Here is an 18,067-nt window from a genome sequence, read left to right on the forward strand (position 1 = left end):
ACTTCTCCCGGCGCTTTGACGGTTTTAAATTCCGCTGAAAATTTCTTTCGAACTGCAGCCGTCACAATCGCTATACATCCACAAACAATCGATAAAATCTGTTATCATGTGAAAAGCCAGACCGATCATGATGAGGCGGATGATCTTGTGCTTTATAAAAACAGCACCCAAAAAGTACAGCGGAATCACATATTCCGAATGCAGCACATGAAATCCAATGCTGCAGCGCCCCGGGCTAAAAATTGGAGTCGCCAGCAAATGATCCAGGTCCACAAACATTGTCGCCAGCAGGATCAACCAGTATTTCTTCCAGTTGTTCCTGTCATACCAGTAAGCAATAGCACCTATGAAAAGGAAGTGGAGGAAGTAATGAGTAATTGTTTGCAACAATTGTTCAAGGTTTAAAGTTTAATGTTCAAGATCCGGTCTATGTAAAATGCCGGTTTCAAAATTGGGTCCAAAGTTACATCTTTATAGGTCAGGTTAGGGAATGGGAAAGTTTGGGCTAAAGCCCTTTTTGTTGATTTTTTTTTAAATCTCCGGCTGAAGCCGGAGGCAATTCATGTTTTAGAAATGAATTTCCCTGCCTTCGGAGGTAATTCATGTTTCAAAAATGAATTGCCCCTACCTTCAGGGGACTGAAATATTATATATTTTATGGGGCTTTAGCCCAAATAAAAAGCCGGAACCCTAAGGATCCCGGCTTTCAATTTCTGCCGTCTATCAACTACGGACTATCGACTACCGACTAATGCGCCATACATCCATGCGCATGTCCTTCCTCATGCCATCCAAAAGAAGGATTATAGCGGTTGTTTTCCCAGTAGAAATCAAGCCTCTCTTTCGGCTCGTTTCCAATTTCGTTCATTGTATTAGCATCATAAAGTCTTCCGTTCACCATGGTGTAGATAACGGAGTCTGTATTTTGAATGTCCTCCAGCGGATTCTCCTCAAGAACTATAAGATCGGCCAGTTTTCCTTCTTCCAGAGAACCTATTTCGTCACCTAGACCAATATATTCGGCAGCGTTGATGGTTGCTGTTTTTAGGGCTTCCATGTTGCTCATGCCTCCCATCTGGATCAGCCATAGCTCCCAGTGAGCTCCCAGTCCTTGTAATTGTCCGTGGGCTCCCATGTTCACTTTTACTCCGACATCCGATAGTTCCTTCGCGGTTTCTGAAACTAAGATTGGCCCATGCTCGTATTCTTCATCAGGCAGTTTTGTACGGTGTCTTGATCGGGAATCAACAACTGACCGCGGAGTGAATTCCAAAAGTTTTTCATTCTCCCATACATTGTGTTTGTCGTAGAAATAATATTCCCCATTGATCCCGCCGTAGTTTACGATAAGGGTTGGCGTGTAGCCGGTATTACTATTGCCCCAAAGCGTCTTGACATCCTTGTAAACAGGTGCAATTGGAATGTTATGCTCGATTCCGGTATGCCCGTCTATGATCATGTTCATGTTGTGGAAGAAAGTACTTCCCCCTTCAGGAACCACGTTCATGTCGAGTTCCTTGGCAGCCTGCATCACCTGCTGACGTTGCTCGCGGCGCGGCTGATTATAACTTTTTACTGAAGTCGCTCCAAAAGCCTTTGTTCTTCTAAGTGCAGATTTTGCGTCTTCAAGGCTGTTGATCTCCGCCTTAAAATCTCCTTCAGCTCCATAAAGGATGATCCCGGTGGAGTAGAGGCGTGGTCCCACCATTTCTCCACTCTTAATGAGTTCGGCCATTCCAAAGACGGTCTCACTTAGCGCAGAAGGATCATGTGCAGTGGTAACTCCGTAGGCGAGGTTCGCAAAGGCTGGCCAGTGCTGCTGCGGCGTTAATCCATATCGAAAAGCTCCAATATGAGCGTGCGCATCTACCATTCCCGGCATGATGGTCTTACCCTGAACGTTGTAAATCTTTGCATTTTTCGGCACATTTACTTCGGAAGCATTCCCTATCTGCACGATCTTGTTACCTTCAACTACGATACTACCGTTTTCGATCACTTCGTCCCCGTTCATGGTGATGATACGGGCGTTGGTGAAAGCGATTTGTCCTGAAGGCACATCGGTCTTCAGTTTTAAGCCAATCTTCGTTCCCTGCTCGGTGATTGGCGGAATGGAATCTACTGAGTTCTCTAAAAAGGTAAAACGCTCGGTGATTTTATTGGTGAAATATTCGTCTCCTAAGGTCCAGTGCACATTCTTGCTGTCGTTAGACCAGTGCAGGTTGATCCCCGCGTCTTTCGCCAGCTGACTCACAGGAACGGTCTTACTACCGGGCGCAATTTCCACAGCCTTGCCGGTCATTACTAGCGGAGCTACATAGGCTTTATGCAGATTACTGAAAGCTACCCATTTATTGTCGGGGCTTGGCACGAGACGACCACCGTACTTGGATTCCATGTGGATGCGCTCATCCTTACCGTTGAGGTCGACACTCTTCAGGCTCTTTGTAAGATTTCCGAACAAATATCCTCCCGTTTGGAACAGAATACGGTCATCATTGGCATTGAACATCGCAAATTCTCCTTCATCATTGATCTGCCTTACATTCTCTCCGGAAGCGCTCATCAGGTAGATCCCTGGATTCTTGGTAAAGGTCCTTCCCAGGTCAGAGTTTCCGCCTTCCTTGTTGAAGACGATCATGCGGCCATCGCTGGAAAAAGAAGGGTTCCTGAAAATGCCTTTTTCGGCAGTTAATTTTTTGGAATTCCTTCCGTTAAGGCCAATAGTTCTCACAGCGCCCATATTGTCGTCGCTCCAGGTTACATATACTATGCTCTTCCCATCGGGCGAGAAGCTGGGTTCGAATTCAAATTCTTCAGCATTGGTGATCCTTTCCGGAGTTCCATTTGGCAGGCTTTTCTTCCACAGGTAACCTACGGCATTGAAGACCAGGGTTTTTCCGTCAGGCGAAGTTACCGCGTGACGAATCACCTTCGGATTAAATTCCTCTGAAAACACCTTGTGCTTCACCTGATGCGTTTCGGCGATCTTGATAGTATTATTCACCTCGAACGGAATTTCAGAAACCTTCGCATTCTCAATGTTAGCTCTCTTGATCTTTCCCTGGCTCCAGAAAACAAGCTCCTGGCTATGAGGCATCCAGCCAAAGCCGGGATAGACTCCAAAGATCGCCCAGGCTTCCTGTTGATCCTTGCTCAGCTCATCATTTACGGGCCATTCTTCCCCTGTTTCCAGGTCATGGATATAAAGAACAGAACTCGTGCGCACCCGCTTCACGAAAGCCAGCTTCTTTCCATCAGGTGATACCTGTGGTCTGGCTGCACCACCGGGTCCGCCGGTGACGCGATCGATCTCGCCGGTCTCAAAATCGTAACGATTGATCACGTAGATTTGGCTGTTAGGATCCTTGTTATACTGAAATGCCCCTCCCGGATACACATCCTGGCTGTAGTACAGGTAACGACCATCGGGCGAAATTGTTGGCTCGTTGATATCCTGTTGCTCGTTCTTCTTTTCCACCAGCTGAATTCCCGCATCGCCTGCACCTATGTGGTACATCCACATTTCGCCGGCACCAAGGGAACGGCCGGAGGTGAAGTGCTTACGGGCAACAAGTGCGTTACCATCGGGCATCCAAACCGCATTGTTGAGCAGCCTGAAGTTCTCTTTTGTAAGCTGTTCTGCATCACTGCCGTCAACATCCATGATCCAGATGTTATCTCCGCCTCCGGCGTCGCTGGTGAAGGAGATCCTTTTTCCGTCGGGACTAAAACGCGGCTGCACGTCATAGGCCATACCACTAGTAAGCGCGGTAGCTTTCCCGCCGCTGATAGGCATGAGGTATATATCCCCTAAAAGGTCAAAAACGATCTGCTTTCCATCGGGGCTCACGTCCAGGTTCATCCAGGTGCCTTCATCGGTGTTGAGGGTGACCTCCTTGATGTTCCAGTCATCGGTATAGGGATCATTCACATCCCATTTTTTGTCTTTTTCTTCTTTTTCCTGCGCAAACAAGACAGAAGTGGACATTAGAAGTACTAATGCCAATAGTTTTCTATAGATCATAAATTTCACTTGATGTTAAAACTTTAAGAGCGCTAAATATAGGGATTTTTTGAGGCTTTTACCATTGCTGCTGAAGGAACCCGATTTTTCTGAATGTCTCAAAATCTTATTAGAATGCACCCCAAGATTATTCTTTACGCGGGTACGAAAACCTTTATCCCCAAACCTTTTAAATCAATCTAATAGTTAAAAGAAAAATTCATATTTTCGAACTATAACTCCGCTACCCCCTTCTGCATCCAAAAAGTGGTCGAGTTGCTGAACAAGGACAGTTTCAACATCGTGAAGAGAACACTTTTAATTATACTTGCTTTTTTTACATTGACCCAAGCTCAGGCGCAATATTATACCGAGGAGATTGACATCTCCATAGGTTTAGGAATGAGTGTGCCTTATGATGAGCTAGGTTATTTCGGGCTTGGACTTTATGCGCAGGGAGAATATGTTCGCAATATAAATGAGTGGATCGATGTAAAGCCTTATGCCGGATATATTCTCGCAAAAATGGAGGGAGACTTGTCGGGATCACAGGAACCGGGAGACAAATCAACTGCCAATGCCTTCCTTTTTGGTGGAAAAGGCCGTTTTAGAATTCCAAATGATTATGTGGCACCATATGCAGAAATAGGATTAGACGGTTCAATTGGATCCTTTGAAGTATTTACATCCAATACCAACATTAATGAGAGCGGAGTTTTCATGCACATTCCTTTCTCTTTGGGATTGGAGCTGGGGCCGCGACATAAAGTAAATGTGGAGCTGACTTCTTATTTTCATCCCAGTGTAAAACAATTTCTGGGAGCCATTGCTGTTGGACTAAGGATCCCGGTAAGTTATTATTAGCTGTACTAGCTTAGATGCCACTTTGGTGGAAATCAATTTAATTTGGTATTCTCTTCAGAAGTGTTCAGTTGCCGGGATTGCATTGATTTTAAATCGCCCCGAGCCATAGGAACAGGCGAAAATATAATTGCCCAAAAATGACTTTTTTGACTACCTTTCAAACTATTATGTTTTAAAACCCGGTCAATTATGAAATTAGGAGCATTTTCCATCAGCCTAAACGTGAAAGACCTCCAGGTTTCCAGGGAATTTTACGAGTCTCTTGGCTTTGAGGTTTTTGCCGGAAGCACAGAAAAGAACTATCTCATCATGAAAAATGGAAATGGACTGGTTGGCCTTTTTCAGGGAATGTTTCAGGGTAACATCCTTACTTTCAATCCGGGATGGGATGAAAATGCCCAAAATCTGCCAGATTTTGATGATGTGCGGGAAATTCAAAAGCATTTAAAGATTAATAACATACCCCTGCTCTCGGAAGCAGATGAGAATTCTTCGGGTCCCGGTAGTCTTATGCTCACCGATCCCGATGGAAATATAATCCTTGTTGATCAACATCGCTAAAGTCGGATACATCACTTTTGATCTCTGAAATCTTTACTTCCAAAAAAGGTATTTCTCACCTTCTTTTAAAGCTTTTTTTCCCAGTCAGTCTTAACTGATGTGTTTTTGTAATTGACTGAATTTCAATAACTTTGTAGTTCGTTGTCTACGTAAATTTCAGGCTATGAAAAGCAAGGTTTACCTCCTTATAGGTCTATTGATCTATCTTATAGGTGGGGAATGGATTTTTGCTCAGAACTCTACACCTCAGGATTCTACAAGATATACTGGACCTATTATCGATATGCATATGCACACCGGGTTGCCCCACGAAATTCCCGAGGGAAGCCCCTCGTTATGTCGGCCGGAGCCTTGTCAAGGTGATGGTGGGGCAGTAGTGGATCCTAAGGAGCTTATGGAAAGAACCTTAGCGGCAATGGATCAATATAATATTACCCGGGCATTTTTAAGTGGTATAGACTGGCAGGCTGTGCAGGAATGGAAAAGATCCGCCTCAGAACGTTTTATTGCTTCTCCTTTTATCCTGCAGCCCAAAGACTCCCTGCTCGTCGAACTTGAGAAAAAATACGAACGGGGTCTTTTTAAAGGAATGGGGGAGATCGGGGTTCAATTAACAGGGGTTGCACCAAATGACGCCGCATTGGATCCTTTCTTTAAAATGGCAGTAGATTATGACATCCCTGTACTTATTCATACAGCCGGGATTGGACCATACACAGATCATTTTAGATCGGCTGCCGGGAATCCTTTGTTGCTGGAAGATGTGCTGAAGAAATATCCCGATCTAAGAATGTTCGTAGAAAATGCAGGATATCCCTATACTGAAGAAATGATCGCCATGATGTACCAGTATCCACAGCTCTATGTAGATGTCTCGACAATTACCTGGGTTATTCCCCGTGCAGCTTTTTATGAACATTTGGAGGCATTGGTCAAGGCCGGACTTGAAAAGAGGATAATGTTTGGTTCAGATCAAATGGTATGGCCCGAAAAAATTGGTGCAGCCGTGGAAGCTATACAGCAGGCTCCATTTTTAAGTTTAGCACAAAAACAGGACATCTTCTATAATAATGCACTGCGGTTTCTTAAACCGGGAACTGCCGAAGAGGAAGGGAAGATCCAGGATGAAAAGCATTAATGCCGCATATATTCTCTCAAATATGGATAGAGGCTTATCAGGAGCTAAGGAACCGGAGATAGATTAACTGCCAATGCCTTTTCTCTCTGGCGGGAAAGGCCGTTCTAAAATTCCAAATGATTATGTGACACCATATGCGGAAATTAGGATTAGGAGGTTCAAGTGGATCCTTTAAGTATTTGCATCCAATAAGGCTATCAATGAGAGCGGAGTTTTCATGCACATTCCTTTCTCTTCGGGATTGGAGCTGGGACCGCGACATAAAGTGAATGTGGAGCTGACTTCTTGTTTTCATCCCAGTGTAAAACGATTTCTGGGAGCTATTGCTGTTGGACTAAGATTCCGATTGGTTATTATAGAAATTATTATTTTCTTAAGTATTATTATTCAGATTCTCTTTAATCCTTAGGTCGCAATTTCTGATATAGTACTATTAAAGACTGACTTCAAAATGTCATTTTTGACACCTTTAAACTCCACTTACAATGAAAAACCTATTCCTGTTCGCAGTCATCCTGATAACCACCGTTGCCTCCGCACAGACTTCAGCTGAGTCAGATTACGACCAGCTCAAGCAACTTATTGAAAATACCTTTCAGGAGATATTTTCAGATTTTGAGCCGCAGGCGCTGGATACTTACCTAACCAATGATTTTCTGCTTTTGGAAACCGGCGAGGTGTGGGATATGAACATGATGAGGAATTATGTTAAAAGATCCGGAGAAAGGAATTCGGCCGTAAAACGTCTAAATTATTTCGACTTTATCGAGATCAAAATCGAAGGTAGAATGGCATGGATGGCCTACCATAATAAAGCCGTATTCAGGGAAGGGGAGGAGATTGTAAGGGAGATCAACTGGATAGAAAGTGCAACTGCAATTCAAACGGGAGACGGCTGGAAACTTCAGATGCTGCATTCTACTGTTAGCAATACTCATTGATCAATTAACAATAGTTATTTGGCTTAGCCGTGGGAAAGATTTCTCCCGTAAAATTCTGTATCTTTTGATTCAGGCTTTTGCTCAAAATGAAATCAAAATTGTTCACTTTTTTCGCAGTTCTTCTGGTTCTTTATTTACTTATCAGCGCTTTGCTGTACTTCTTTCAGGAGAAAATGATCTTTTTTCCGCAGAGGCTGGCAGAGGATTTTATCTTTGAACATTACGAAGATTATGAAGAGCGATATGTGGAAATGCAGGACGGAACAAAGCTGCATGCCCTGTTATTTACAACTGAAGATCCTAAAGGCCTCATATTTTACCTGCACGGAAACGCGGGTTCTCTGGAAGGCTGGGGTTCTGTAGCCGAAACTTTTACAGCTAATAATTACGATGTCTTTATTCCCGATTACCGCGGCTACGGAAAAAGTGGGGGAGCTATAGAAAGTGAAGCGCAGCTGCATGAAGATATGCAGACGCTCTATGATAAACTAAAGGAAGAATATCCCGAAGATGACATCATTGTGCTGGGGCATTCGATAGGTTCGGGAATGGCAGCCAGATTGGCTGTAGAGAACCACCCGAAACTCCTTATCCTGCAGGCACCGCCATATTCCCTGCCCGACCTGGCAAAAAAGCTGTTTCCGTTCAGTCTTTTTCCTCAGTTTCTCATTAGGTACAAATTTGAAACCGGAAAATACATAGCTGCAGCCGATGTTCCCGTAATCATTTTGCACGGGGATGAGGATGAAATCGTGTATTACGGTTCTTCCCTCAAACTAAAGAAACATTTCAAACCCGAAGATACTTTGATCACCTTAAAAGGTTTAGGACACAACAACCTTTTGAATACTGAAAAGTACCGGAGGAAGATCGCTGAAATCCTGGAGAGGTATTGAATTAATAAATCCTCTTTTTAAAATTTTCAAAAAGCAAATTTTAAAACCTCTGTACTGAAACGTAGTTGTAAATTCAGATTCACAACAGCATTTTTGACTAAATTTAGAAACACCTGTGGCTTGTAAATAGAAAATTTAAGGAATGTCAGCAAAATTTCAGAATAAATTCAGGAATGGATCAATACGTCTGCAGCATTGGGATTACGGCTGGGATGCTGCATATTTTATTACTATATGTTCCAAGAACAGGGAAAATTTTTTTGGGAAAATTCAGGATGCTAAGATGAATTTATCAGGAACGGGTCTTGTTGCGGATGTGTTGTGGCACGAAATACCGAATCATGCGAAAAATGTGGAACTGGGGGAATTTGTGGTAATGCCTAATCATATCCATGGGATCATTATTCTGTTGGATAATAAACCGCCGTGGACAACAGATAAAATAAATGTTGATGATGTAGGTCCAAGGCATGCCTTGGACCTACATCTACCGATAACTGAAAAAACAACAGGTCAAAAGCGTTTCCAAAATCAGGGGAAAAATACCATTTCATCCATTGTTGGTTCATACAAATCGGCCGTAACAAAACATGTGAATCGACTCGATATTAAATTCGCCTGGCAACCTCTTTTTTACGACCATATTATCAGGAATCAGAAATCATACGAAAGAATATCAAATTACATACAGACAAATCCCATGCATTGGAAAGAGGACAAATTCTTTCCTGAACAGAATTTTCTCTAAAACAGGACCTGCTAAAAATCGCTTTTTTGGATCATCTTTTAATAATTCAGATTCCGAAATTAGAAAACTTCTAACCTCGTACTTATGAATTCATCTTTATAATTCGTATTTCCATTTAAACTACCTTTAGAAGCAGCTCATTCTAAACATGCAGCTGAAAGAAATATGAAAACCAGGGGATCTTGTAATCGGGTGAAGCTGCTGCAAATTTTTGCGGTGATAGCTTGTACAATAGCTTTTATGAGCTGTGAATCTAAAGCGAATAAACCGGAGAAAGTCGCTGAAAATTTAGAAACAGAAATTTCTACCGAGGTGCGAAATTCCATACCCGATTCCATAACAACCTTGTTGCTCGATTTTGCAGCCACCGACTTTCACGCAAGCCAGCTGAGCAAACCACTAGAATTCCGGAAGGTGAGAGCAGGTTATCAGATCACTTCCGGTAAGAATTTTCAGTATGTGCTATGCGGGGAATTTATGGAGCAACAAAAAGAGGAGTGGATGCCTTTTGCAACAATTAAGACTGAGCCTTACGAACAATGGCTGGGGCGGCAGGCATTGAGCATCTGTGAAGATCCCGCAATGACCTTTCAAAATGAAAAGGATCTTTCAAAAAAGCTAAAAGACAGGATGGACGTGCTGTGAAGCGGGAAGGGTAGGGCAAAAGTTCAGTGAATTTGTATCCGAAAATTTTGGAGACAGAACTTTTAGCGCCTTGGGTCTAAGCTGCCATCCCCACGTCCTCGAAAAAATATATATCTTGTCCTTCAGAATATTTGTGCCCATATAATAATGTCCAGGCTTAAATCCATTAGAGAACAACAGCACCTTACCCAGCAGGAGCTTTCAGAAAGATCGGGAGTTTCAGTAAGGACAATTCAGCGGATAGAATCGGGTACAGATCCAAAGGGCCAGACTCTCAAAATGCTGTCTGCCTCGCTGCAGGTGAAAGAGGAGGAGTTGATCGAAAGAACTGAAGCTCCAGGGCAGCTTAACTTCGGGATGGTTAAGATCATTAACTTTTCTTCTTTGCCGGTTACGATATTCCCACCGGCTAACATCATCTTGCCGCTGATCATTATGTTCTTCGCAAAGGAATTTAATCCGTTGACAAGACAGATTGTTTCCCTGCAGATCTTCTGGAGTATCTCTGCCTTCATCATTTTTATGCTGTTCAATTTCATGAAGAGCTCCTTTGGATGGAGTAACGATTCTACCCTGATCATGATGATCGTACTGGTGCTTTCAAACGTCTTCATTATTCTTATCAACGCAGCAGAAATCGATAAAAAGCAAAGGCTGCGTATTAAGATCAACTTCAATATCATTTAAGCTAAACCCTTGCTGGCGGCAGATTGGCGGGTAATTGGCGGGAGGATCTTCAGCTTTAAAGGCTGAAACTTTTCACCTTTGCTAAAAATCAATTCTTATGAAATACCGATTTCTTTTCAGCCTGCTATTTGTTGCAGCCGGAATCTTTAACAGCTACTCACAAGTGGATGAAGCTTCAGAATTATTCCGCACCTTAAAAGAGCGGGATAGTATCTTTTTTGAGCGGACTTTCAATCTCTGTGATTTGGAATATCTGGAAAATAATATTACAGATGACCTCGAATTTTATCACGATCAGGGAGGTTACCAGGACAGGAAAACATTTTTGCAGAACACGAGGAAAAATTTATGTTCAGGTGCAGCGGTAAAACCTATACGAAAAGTAGATGCGAACAGCCTGGAAGTTTTTCCGATGTACGAGAACGGAAAGTTATATGCTGCAATTCAGAAGGGCGTACATCACTTTTACCTGCGGGAAAGAGGGAAAGCGGAGGTGCAGACAGGGACTGCAAAATTTACACACGTATGGAGGCTAAAGGACGGAATCTGGAGGCTTGCCGAGGTCCTGAGCTACGACCATGGAGAACCCGCTTCTACAGGTGCAAGAATGCAAATTGAGCAGCTTTTAAAGGAAAACAAGGTTCCTGCATTGGGCCTTGGGATCATTGAAAACGGGGAACTCACTAAAGTTGAGGTCTACGGAACTTTGGATAAAACAAAGTCGGCGCCTTATAACACAATCTTTAAAGTGGCATCACTCACCAAACCTGTTGTGGCCGTTACTGCTCTTAGGTTGATCGATAAAGGTTTGATGGACCTGGATGAACCCCTGCATTTATACTGGACAGATCCCGATGTACGAAAGGATGAGCGGCATAAACTTTTGACGCCGAGACTTGTACTAACCCACCAAACCGGGTTTCCTAACTGGAGATATTTAATTGAAAATGAAAAGCTGGCATTCGAATTCGACCCCGGAAGTAAATATCAATATTCGGGTGAAGGCTTTGAATACCTCAAAAAGGCCATGGAAAGTAAGTTTGACAAAAGCATCGAACAACTGGCTGATGAACATGTGTTTTCTCCTGCAGGAATGACCGACACCCGATTTTGGTGGGATGAAGCTATGGATGAAAGCAGGTATGCACAGAATTTTGACGAAGAGGGGAATTTGATCCCAATCAAAAAATATTACCGGGCCAGTGCAGCCGCAAACCTGCTGACCACTGTTGAAGACTACGGAAGATTTTTGAGCTTCGTCATCAACGGTGCTGAACTATCAGATGATCTATTTCAGGAAATGCAGAGCCGGCAGGTGAAGCTAAAGGAGAACGACTATTTTGGATTAGGTTGGGAGATCCTTACCGGCTTTTCCGGAGATGAATACGCCCTGCTTCACACTGGTGGCGATCCCGGGGTGCGTACCCTGGCGGTCATGTTCCCTAAATCTAAAAATGGCTATTTGATCTTTTTGAATGGCGAGAATGTTGACAAGATCCATGAAGAGCTGCTTACTAACCGACTCTACCTGGGTAAGGAATTGTGGGACAGGAGGTAGAAAAACTAATTTTCTAAAATGCCATTTTTAACTACCTTTAATATAACCCATAATAAAAAAGACTTGTGAAATGGCAGAAAATAAGAAGCTTTCAGCCGCACAGCAGGAGGAACTGCTTACAGTTTTAAAGTCCCGTTTTAATCAAAATGTAAGTCGGCATGAGCGACTAAAATGGGATATAGTGGAATCCAGATTAAGATCCAATCCTGCTGGGATGTGGTCGCTTCACGAGATGGAAAGGACAGGCGGAGAGCCAGATGTGGTGGGAGTGGAAGAAAAGACGGGAGCCATAATTTTCTATGATTGTTCTGCTGAAAGTCCGAAAGGACGGTGCAGTGTCTGTTATGATGCTGAAGCCCTCGCCTCCAGGAAGAAATTCCCTCCCAAGCACAGCGCTGGGGAGCTTGCTGCTAATATGGGAATTGAATTGCTCACCGAAGAGCAGTACAGGAAATTACAGCAGCTCGGCACCTTTGATGCTAAAACCTCCAGTTGGTTAAAAACACCCGTGGAAGTAAGAGAGCTGGGAGGTGCTATTTTTGGAGATCATCGCTTTGGGCGAGTCTTTATCTACCATAATGGAGCAGAATCCTATTATGCAGCCAGGGGATTTCGGGGTGTTTTGGTGGTATGAAAGCTTCAGAAGACATAAAGGAAAAGCTATTCAAAAATGACATTTTTGGCACCTCTTAAAATCTCTGGTTTTGAGATCAAAGGAATAAAAGGATCACTCTATAAAAGTATAAAGGCTGAACCTCGTAACTCCGTGACTGAGAAAAATTGTCAGCAAGAATTCAGCTTTTTTCTAAAGAATCTTTACCACTCCCTGGCCACTTAATTGCTCCTCCTGTGAGCTTTTGATCAATTTACCAATAACGAGGTTTAATAATTTTAATATAAATTGTAGAGGTTTTGCTGTTGTGCGATACGACATTTATAACCTGATGGGAATGGATAAATCCAATTGTTCCGGCAACTATTTTAATTATGAAAAACAACATTTTTGGACTCCTTGCTTTTTGCCTGATCTTCTTTCTCTCTGTTAATCCCCTGCTGGCGCAGGCAGAGCTTAATATCACCGGTGGATTCGGCACCCCCGAAATGGTAAATATCGGGCTGAGAATGCAGATAGATCAAAACCAGTATGGAATTGCGCTTGGAACCAGTCCGGGTTACAAGAATCAAAATTTTACTGTATCAGGAGATTATTACTATCATTTCGGCGGAAGCTCCGGGCAAACAGATCTACGTCCCTGGTATGTCAAATCGGGCCTTACCTATATGAGCAGCGAAGGAGAGTGGGAAAAAAGGATGAACCTGTTGCTGGTTCCACGGCTTGGGAGGGATTTTAATCTTACTCCTCAATTTGGCGTTGCACTCGAGGCAGGGGTTATGCTCATGCTCATGGATAAGAATACTGCAAAAAAGGAAAGGACAGAGGCTGTGTCGGGTGACCTGGATATAATTGGTTCAGGATTTCTCCAACCTTCCGCCGGACTCAAATTCTTCTATAGACTTTATTAGATCAATGATCAATGATCAATAATCAATGATCAATTATCGATTAATAATTATCCGGGTATATTATTGACACCTATGAGAAAATTCAAAAATTACAATCTGGGTTCAGAATAGTCCTAAATTCTAATTTCGTACTTCTAACTTCATTAGTTATCTTGGGAAACTTAAAAATTCCATTTACCCATGATAAAAAAGTTACCGATGTACGGGCTGTTGCTGGCCGTAGGGTTTGGTTGTCAAACCCCCAAGGCAGCGTCCGATGCAAAGAAAGATTCCGCCAAGGCCCCGGCGCAAAAAACAAAGGGCGACATTAAACCATATTCCGAAGTCATTACCGCTGAAGCCAAGAGCGATGAAGGCCTTTTCAACACCCACTTTGTTGGGGATAAGCTTTACTTTGAAATTCCGCTTGAGCTGTTGGAGAAAGACATGCTGCTGGTAAGTCGTATTGCAGGTGTGCCTGCCAGCTATGGCGGCGGCTATGTCAATGCCGGTTCAAAAGTGAATGAACAGGTAGTGCGCTGGACCCGCCGTGGCAATTACATCGACATGAAGGTGATAAGCTTTGAGAACGAAAGTGAAGAAGGTTCTCCTATTTACCAGTCGGTACGGGCAAATAATTTCTTTCCTATCCTCTTCAGTTCAAAGATCGTTGCTTTCAACGACGATAAGACTTCCGCAGTAATTGAAGCCGGAGATCTTTTTGAGGAAGAGGTGGATGCGATCAACGGAGTTTCGGCTTCGCTCAGAAAACGATACAAGGTGAAGCGACTGGACAAAAGTCGTTCTTACATTGAATCAGCTCATGCATATCCAAAAAATATTGAGGTGAAGCATGTGATGACCTATGAAGCTGAAGAACCACCCGAAAGAGAGCAGGCAGGAACTATTTCTATGCTTATGAACCAGTCTATGATCCTGCTTCCGGAAGATAAAATGCAGCCACGCCTGGCCGATCATCGTGTGGGCTGGTTCACTACCCGTAAATATGATTATAACTCGGCAGAGCTAAAGGCAGATGATTATTCAATTATCAATCGCTGGAAGCTGGTACCAAAAGATATTGAGGCATATAAAAGAGGTGAACTGGTGGAGCCGGTGAAACCAATCGTATGGTATCTTGACCCGGCTACTCCAGAAAAATGGAGACCTTATTTCAAGCAGGGTATTGAAGACTGGAATGTAGCTTTTGAAGCTGCAGGTTTTAAAAATGCAGTTATTGCCAAAGATCCTCCAACAAAAGAGGAAGATCCCGAATTTAGTCCCGAGGATGTGCGCTACTCTGTCGTTCGTTATGTAGCCAGCACCACCCGTAATGCCATGGGGCCTTCTGTGACCGATCCGCGTACAGGGGAGATCATTGAAAGTGACATTGTATGGTATCACAACCACCTGCGTTCGTATAGAAATCGCTACATGATCGAGGCGGGCGCCCAGCTGGAATCTGCCCGCACATTAAATACTCCCGAAGAAGAGATTGGGGAAATGATGCGAATGGTAATTGCTCACGAGGTAGGGCATGCACTTGGATTGCCGCACAATATGAAGGCAAGTTCAGCCTATCCTACAGATTCGTTACGTTCCAAGGAATTCACCCAGAAATATGGTTTGACACCATCTATTATGGATTACGCCCGGGTAAATTATGTGGCACAGCCGGGAGATGAAGGAGTGCGTTACATCAGGATGATGGGACCTTACGACCTTTACGCGATCAACTGGGGATACCGATATATTCCCGAAGCTACCACCCAGGAAGAAAAGCAGATCCTTAGCGATTGGATCCTTGAAAAAGCCGGTGATCCTGTTTATGAATTCGGAAGCGGTTACGGCGGAATTGATCCGCAGTCTCAAAGAGAGAGCCTTGGGGCAGACCAGATCAAGGCCAGCGAATATGGACTCGCAAACCTGAAAAGGGTAGTGCCAAATCTTGTGAAGTGGACTCAAAAAGACAATCAGGATTATGATGACCTCGAGGAGGTTTACCGTGAACTTAACGGCATGTGGAGAGGCTACATTAACCACGTGGTGGCAAATGTTGGCGGGATCTATGAAACCCGTAAAACAGCAGACCAGGAAGGAACTGTGTATACGCACGTGCCTAAAGAAAAACAAGAAGCTGCAATTGCCTTTTTAAATGAACATGCTTTCACCACGCCGCACTGGCTGCTGAACGAAGATCTACTTGGAAGAATAGAATCTTCGGGAACTCTAGAGAGAATTCAGAGTTTGCAGGGAAGATCGCTTGACAATTTGCTGAACGAGGATCGTTTACAACGTATGTTCACCAATGAACAGCTGAACGGCAATGAAGCTTACGCTCCTGTAGAAATGATGAACGACCTGCGAAGAGGAATTTTCAGTGAACTTTATCGAGGTACTGAAGTGGATGCTTATAGAAGAAATATTCAGCGTGCATATGTCGATGCTGCGACAGGATATGTACAGCAGTTGGCGGGCGAAGGCAACAATGATATAACACAAAGTGATATTATTGCTCTGATGCGTGGTGAGATCGAACAGCTTAAAAAAGATCTGAGATCGCGAAGATCCCGCACGAATGATAAACTTACCGTCTATCACTGGAACGATCTTATTGCAAGAATAGACCGTGCTCTTGATGTAGATGCCTAGCCGATAATCGTTTAATTCTTAGTTATTCCAAAACCCCGTAAAGCACGGGGTTTTTTGATTTTTTGAGCCTGCGGGATCATCTTTTAATGTTCAAATTTGAGGCTTCTCCGGGGATTGGCTTGCAACAAGATCAAAAATCATCGGAGTTCTTCGGGGTTTTTTTATACCTCTATAAATCTTAATTAAAAGTGGTCAGATAAAAGTCTATTCATCTATAGGAATAGTAAGCATTGGAATATCTGCTTTTTTCAGCAATTCCAGAGAAACGCTTTCCTGCAGGAGGTTATGTAAGAAACTGTGCTTATGGGTTCCCACTATCAACAGATCCGATTCGAGCTTTTGAGCTTCTTTTAGTACAGCTTCTACAGTTGAACCCTGTATCAACAGAGCTTCCTTTTCAATGCTATCACTTAAGAAGGTGTCACAATACATTTGCAGGTTGCGATGTTCTTCACGAAATTCTTCGGCCTTGAAGTCTCTTATGTACTGCGGTCCGGCTTCATAACCTACAAAATCGGGATCGGGTTCTGCTACGTGCAGCACCCAGACTTTAGCCCCAAATTTTTCTGCCAGCCCCTCGGCGTATCCTAAAAGATCCCCAACGGCATCGTTAAAATCTACGGCTACTACTATGTTTTTTAGATCGGTCATGGTTTTAGTTTATCGTTTATAGTTCGTGGTTTTCCTTTGTCACATATCTGTTGCGGGTTCCAGGTTCCATGTCACCTCTACACTTCCTGCCGCCCGATGGGCGGATCCTCGAGATGACTTCAGTTCAGGGTTATTAGTTGTGTCAACTTCGTACTTCTTAAAGTTCAATTTCTAAAATTCTGAACACTGCCCACCGACCACTGTCTACTATTAATACTCCTTCTCTCTCGAAACCACGTTCTCCAACTCTTTCCCCTCTTTCATTCTGTGGTAGTTGTCCAGGATCTGTGGAACTACGGTTTTCGGAAGTGTTACACTGGCGATATGCGGTGTGATTTTTATTTTGTCGTTGCTCCAAAAAGGATGATCCTCAGGTAATGGTTCTTTCCTGAACACATCGAGAGCCGCACCCGATAAATGCCCTTTTTCGATCATCTCCACCAAACCCTCCTCTACGAGATGAGGTCCGCGGGCAACGTTGATCACATAGGCTCCTTCAGGTAACTTCTGAAAAAGGTCTTTATTCAGGATGTTTTTTGTTTCGGAGGTCAGTGGTAGTAAATTCACCAGCACCCGACTATCCTCCAGGAATTCCTGAAGCTGTTCATTCCCATGAAAAGTGGTGACTCCCAGAATTTCCTTTTTAGTGCGGGACCAGCCGGTGACGTTAAAGTGGTTCCTGATGAGAGTTTCGGCTACTCCAACGCCGAGAATGCCCATGCCCATGATCCCTACCTGAACATCTTCAGGTCTCAGGTACTTCTTAGGATTCCATTCCTTACTGCAGTAATGAAAAGAAAGATTTCTAAGGTGGTCCAGAATGAGGGAGAGCACAAACACACTCATGTCTTTGGTGAGCTGCTCGTCGATAACTCGGGTGATCTTTATATGCTCCGGAATATCGGGATCCTCGATGATATGATCTATTCCTGCACCCATGGAAGCAATAACCTTCAGGTTTGGGTAGTCTTTATAGATCCCATGCGGATGTTTCCACGAGAGTACGAATTCCACTTTTGCCGGATCTTTAACTTCGGGATACACTTCCAGGTCAAGATCGGGCGCTTCAGCTTTTAAGGCCTCTACCCAATCTTTGGGATCTCTTTGGGAACTTACGATTAGAAAGGACATTTTTTAGTCTTTAGTCTGTAGTTGATAGTTAGTAGAAGATATTTTCATTCTATTTATATTCCAAATTCCAAATTCCAAAATCCAAA

At 43.5% G+C, this 18,067-nt stretch carries 16 protein-coding genes; 12 read left to right on the forward strand and 4 right to left on the reverse strand.

What is annotated here, in order from left to right; all coding sequences use genetic code 11:
- Window positions 1-24 precede the first annotated feature (24 nt).
- Window positions 25-390, reverse strand: a complete 366-nt coding sequence (locus tag ACXYMT_RS05340; RefSeq protein ID WP_459058050.1) for a DUF6122 family protein — start codon at window positions 388-390, stop codon at window positions 25-27.
- Window positions 391-748: 358 nt separating this feature from the next.
- The gene (locus ACXYMT_RS05345; protein ID WP_459058051.1) at window positions 749-4,027 is read right to left on the reverse strand and encodes an amidohydrolase family protein; all 3,279 of its coding nucleotides are present in this window, start codon (window positions 4,025-4,027) and stop codon (window positions 749-751) included.
- 246 nt (window positions 4,028-4,273) lie between these two features.
- On the opposite strand from ACXYMT_RS05345, the gene ACXYMT_RS05350 reads away from it, so the two are divergent.
- From ACXYMT_RS05350 to ACXYMT_RS05405, 12 genes are all read left to right on the forward strand, one after another.
- Window positions 4,274-4,870, forward strand: a complete 597-nt coding sequence (locus ACXYMT_RS05350) for a hypothetical protein (protein WP_459058052.1) — start codon at window positions 4,274-4,276, stop codon at window positions 4,868-4,870.
- A gap of 189 nt (window positions 4,871-5,059) precedes the next feature.
- Window positions 5,060-5,431 (forward strand): VOC family protein, encoded by a 372-nt coding sequence (locus tag ACXYMT_RS05355; protein ID WP_459058053.1) that lies wholly within the window; start codon window positions 5,060-5,062, stop codon window positions 5,429-5,431.
- Between the two features lie 163 nt (window positions 5,432-5,594).
- Window positions 5,595-6,569 (forward strand): amidohydrolase family protein, encoded by a 975-nt coding sequence (locus ACXYMT_RS05360; protein WP_459058054.1) that lies wholly within the window; start codon window positions 5,595-5,597, stop codon window positions 6,567-6,569.
- A gap of 485 nt (window positions 6,570-7,054) precedes the next feature.
- Complete coding sequence (locus tag ACXYMT_RS05365) at window positions 7,055-7,510, forward strand: nuclear transport factor 2 family protein (protein WP_459058055.1); 456 nt, start codon at window positions 7,055-7,057, stop codon at window positions 7,508-7,510.
- An 86-nt stretch (window positions 7,511-7,596) separates the two neighbouring features.
- Window positions 7,597-8,406, forward strand: a complete 810-nt coding sequence (locus ACXYMT_RS05370; RefSeq protein ID WP_459058056.1) for an alpha/beta hydrolase — start codon at window positions 7,597-7,599, stop codon at window positions 8,404-8,406.
- 142 nt (window positions 8,407-8,548) lie between these two features.
- Complete coding sequence (locus ACXYMT_RS05375; protein ID WP_459058057.1) at window positions 8,549-9,154, forward strand: transposase; 606 nt, start codon at window positions 8,549-8,551, stop codon at window positions 9,152-9,154.
- 165 nt (window positions 9,155-9,319) lie between these two features.
- Window positions 9,320-9,799, forward strand: a complete 480-nt coding sequence (locus ACXYMT_RS05380; RefSeq protein WP_459058058.1) for a hypothetical protein — start codon at window positions 9,320-9,322, stop codon at window positions 9,797-9,799.
- Window positions 9,800-9,946: 147 nt separating this feature from the next.
- On the forward strand, window positions 9,947-10,486 hold the full coding sequence (locus ACXYMT_RS05385) for a helix-turn-helix domain-containing protein (protein ID WP_459058059.1): 540 nt from the start codon (window positions 9,947-9,949) through the stop codon (window positions 10,484-10,486).
- Between the two features lie 97 nt (window positions 10,487-10,583).
- Window positions 10,584-12,044, forward strand: a complete 1,461-nt coding sequence (locus ACXYMT_RS05390; RefSeq protein WP_459058060.1) for a serine hydrolase — start codon at window positions 10,584-10,586, stop codon at window positions 12,042-12,044.
- A 70-nt stretch (window positions 12,045-12,114) separates the two neighbouring features.
- Entirely contained in the window at window positions 12,115-12,678 is a 564-nt protein-coding gene (locus ACXYMT_RS05395; RefSeq protein ID WP_459058061.1) for a DUF4256 domain-containing protein, read from the forward strand.
- A 353-nt stretch (window positions 12,679-13,031) separates the two neighbouring features.
- Window positions 13,032-13,568, forward strand: a complete 537-nt coding sequence (locus tag ACXYMT_RS05400) for a hypothetical protein (protein ID WP_459058062.1) — start codon at window positions 13,032-13,034, stop codon at window positions 13,566-13,568.
- 180 nt (window positions 13,569-13,748) lie between these two features.
- A complete protein-coding gene (locus tag ACXYMT_RS05405) occupies window positions 13,749-16,199 on the forward strand; it encodes a zinc-dependent metalloprotease (RefSeq protein WP_459058063.1) in 2,451 nt (816 codons plus the stop codon).
- A gap of 204 nt (window positions 16,200-16,403) precedes the next feature.
- Here the strand turns inward: ACXYMT_RS05405 and ACXYMT_RS05410 are convergent, their stop codons facing one another.
- Window positions 16,404-16,850 carry a universal stress protein gene (locus ACXYMT_RS05410; protein ID WP_459058064.1) on the reverse strand — a complete coding sequence of 149 codons (447 nt, stop codon included), beginning with the start codon at window positions 16,848-16,850 and terminating at the stop codon, window positions 16,404-16,406.
- A 210-nt stretch (window positions 16,851-17,060) separates the two neighbouring features.
- Window positions 17,061-17,981, reverse strand: coding sequence for a 2-hydroxyacid dehydrogenase (locus tag ACXYMT_RS05415; protein ID WP_459058065.1), 921 nt, complete (start codon window positions 17,979-17,981; stop codon window positions 17,061-17,063).
- Between the last annotated feature and the right edge of the window lie 86 nt (window positions 17,982-18,067).

Source organism: Salinimicrobium sp. CAU 1759 (assembly GCF_054482715.1).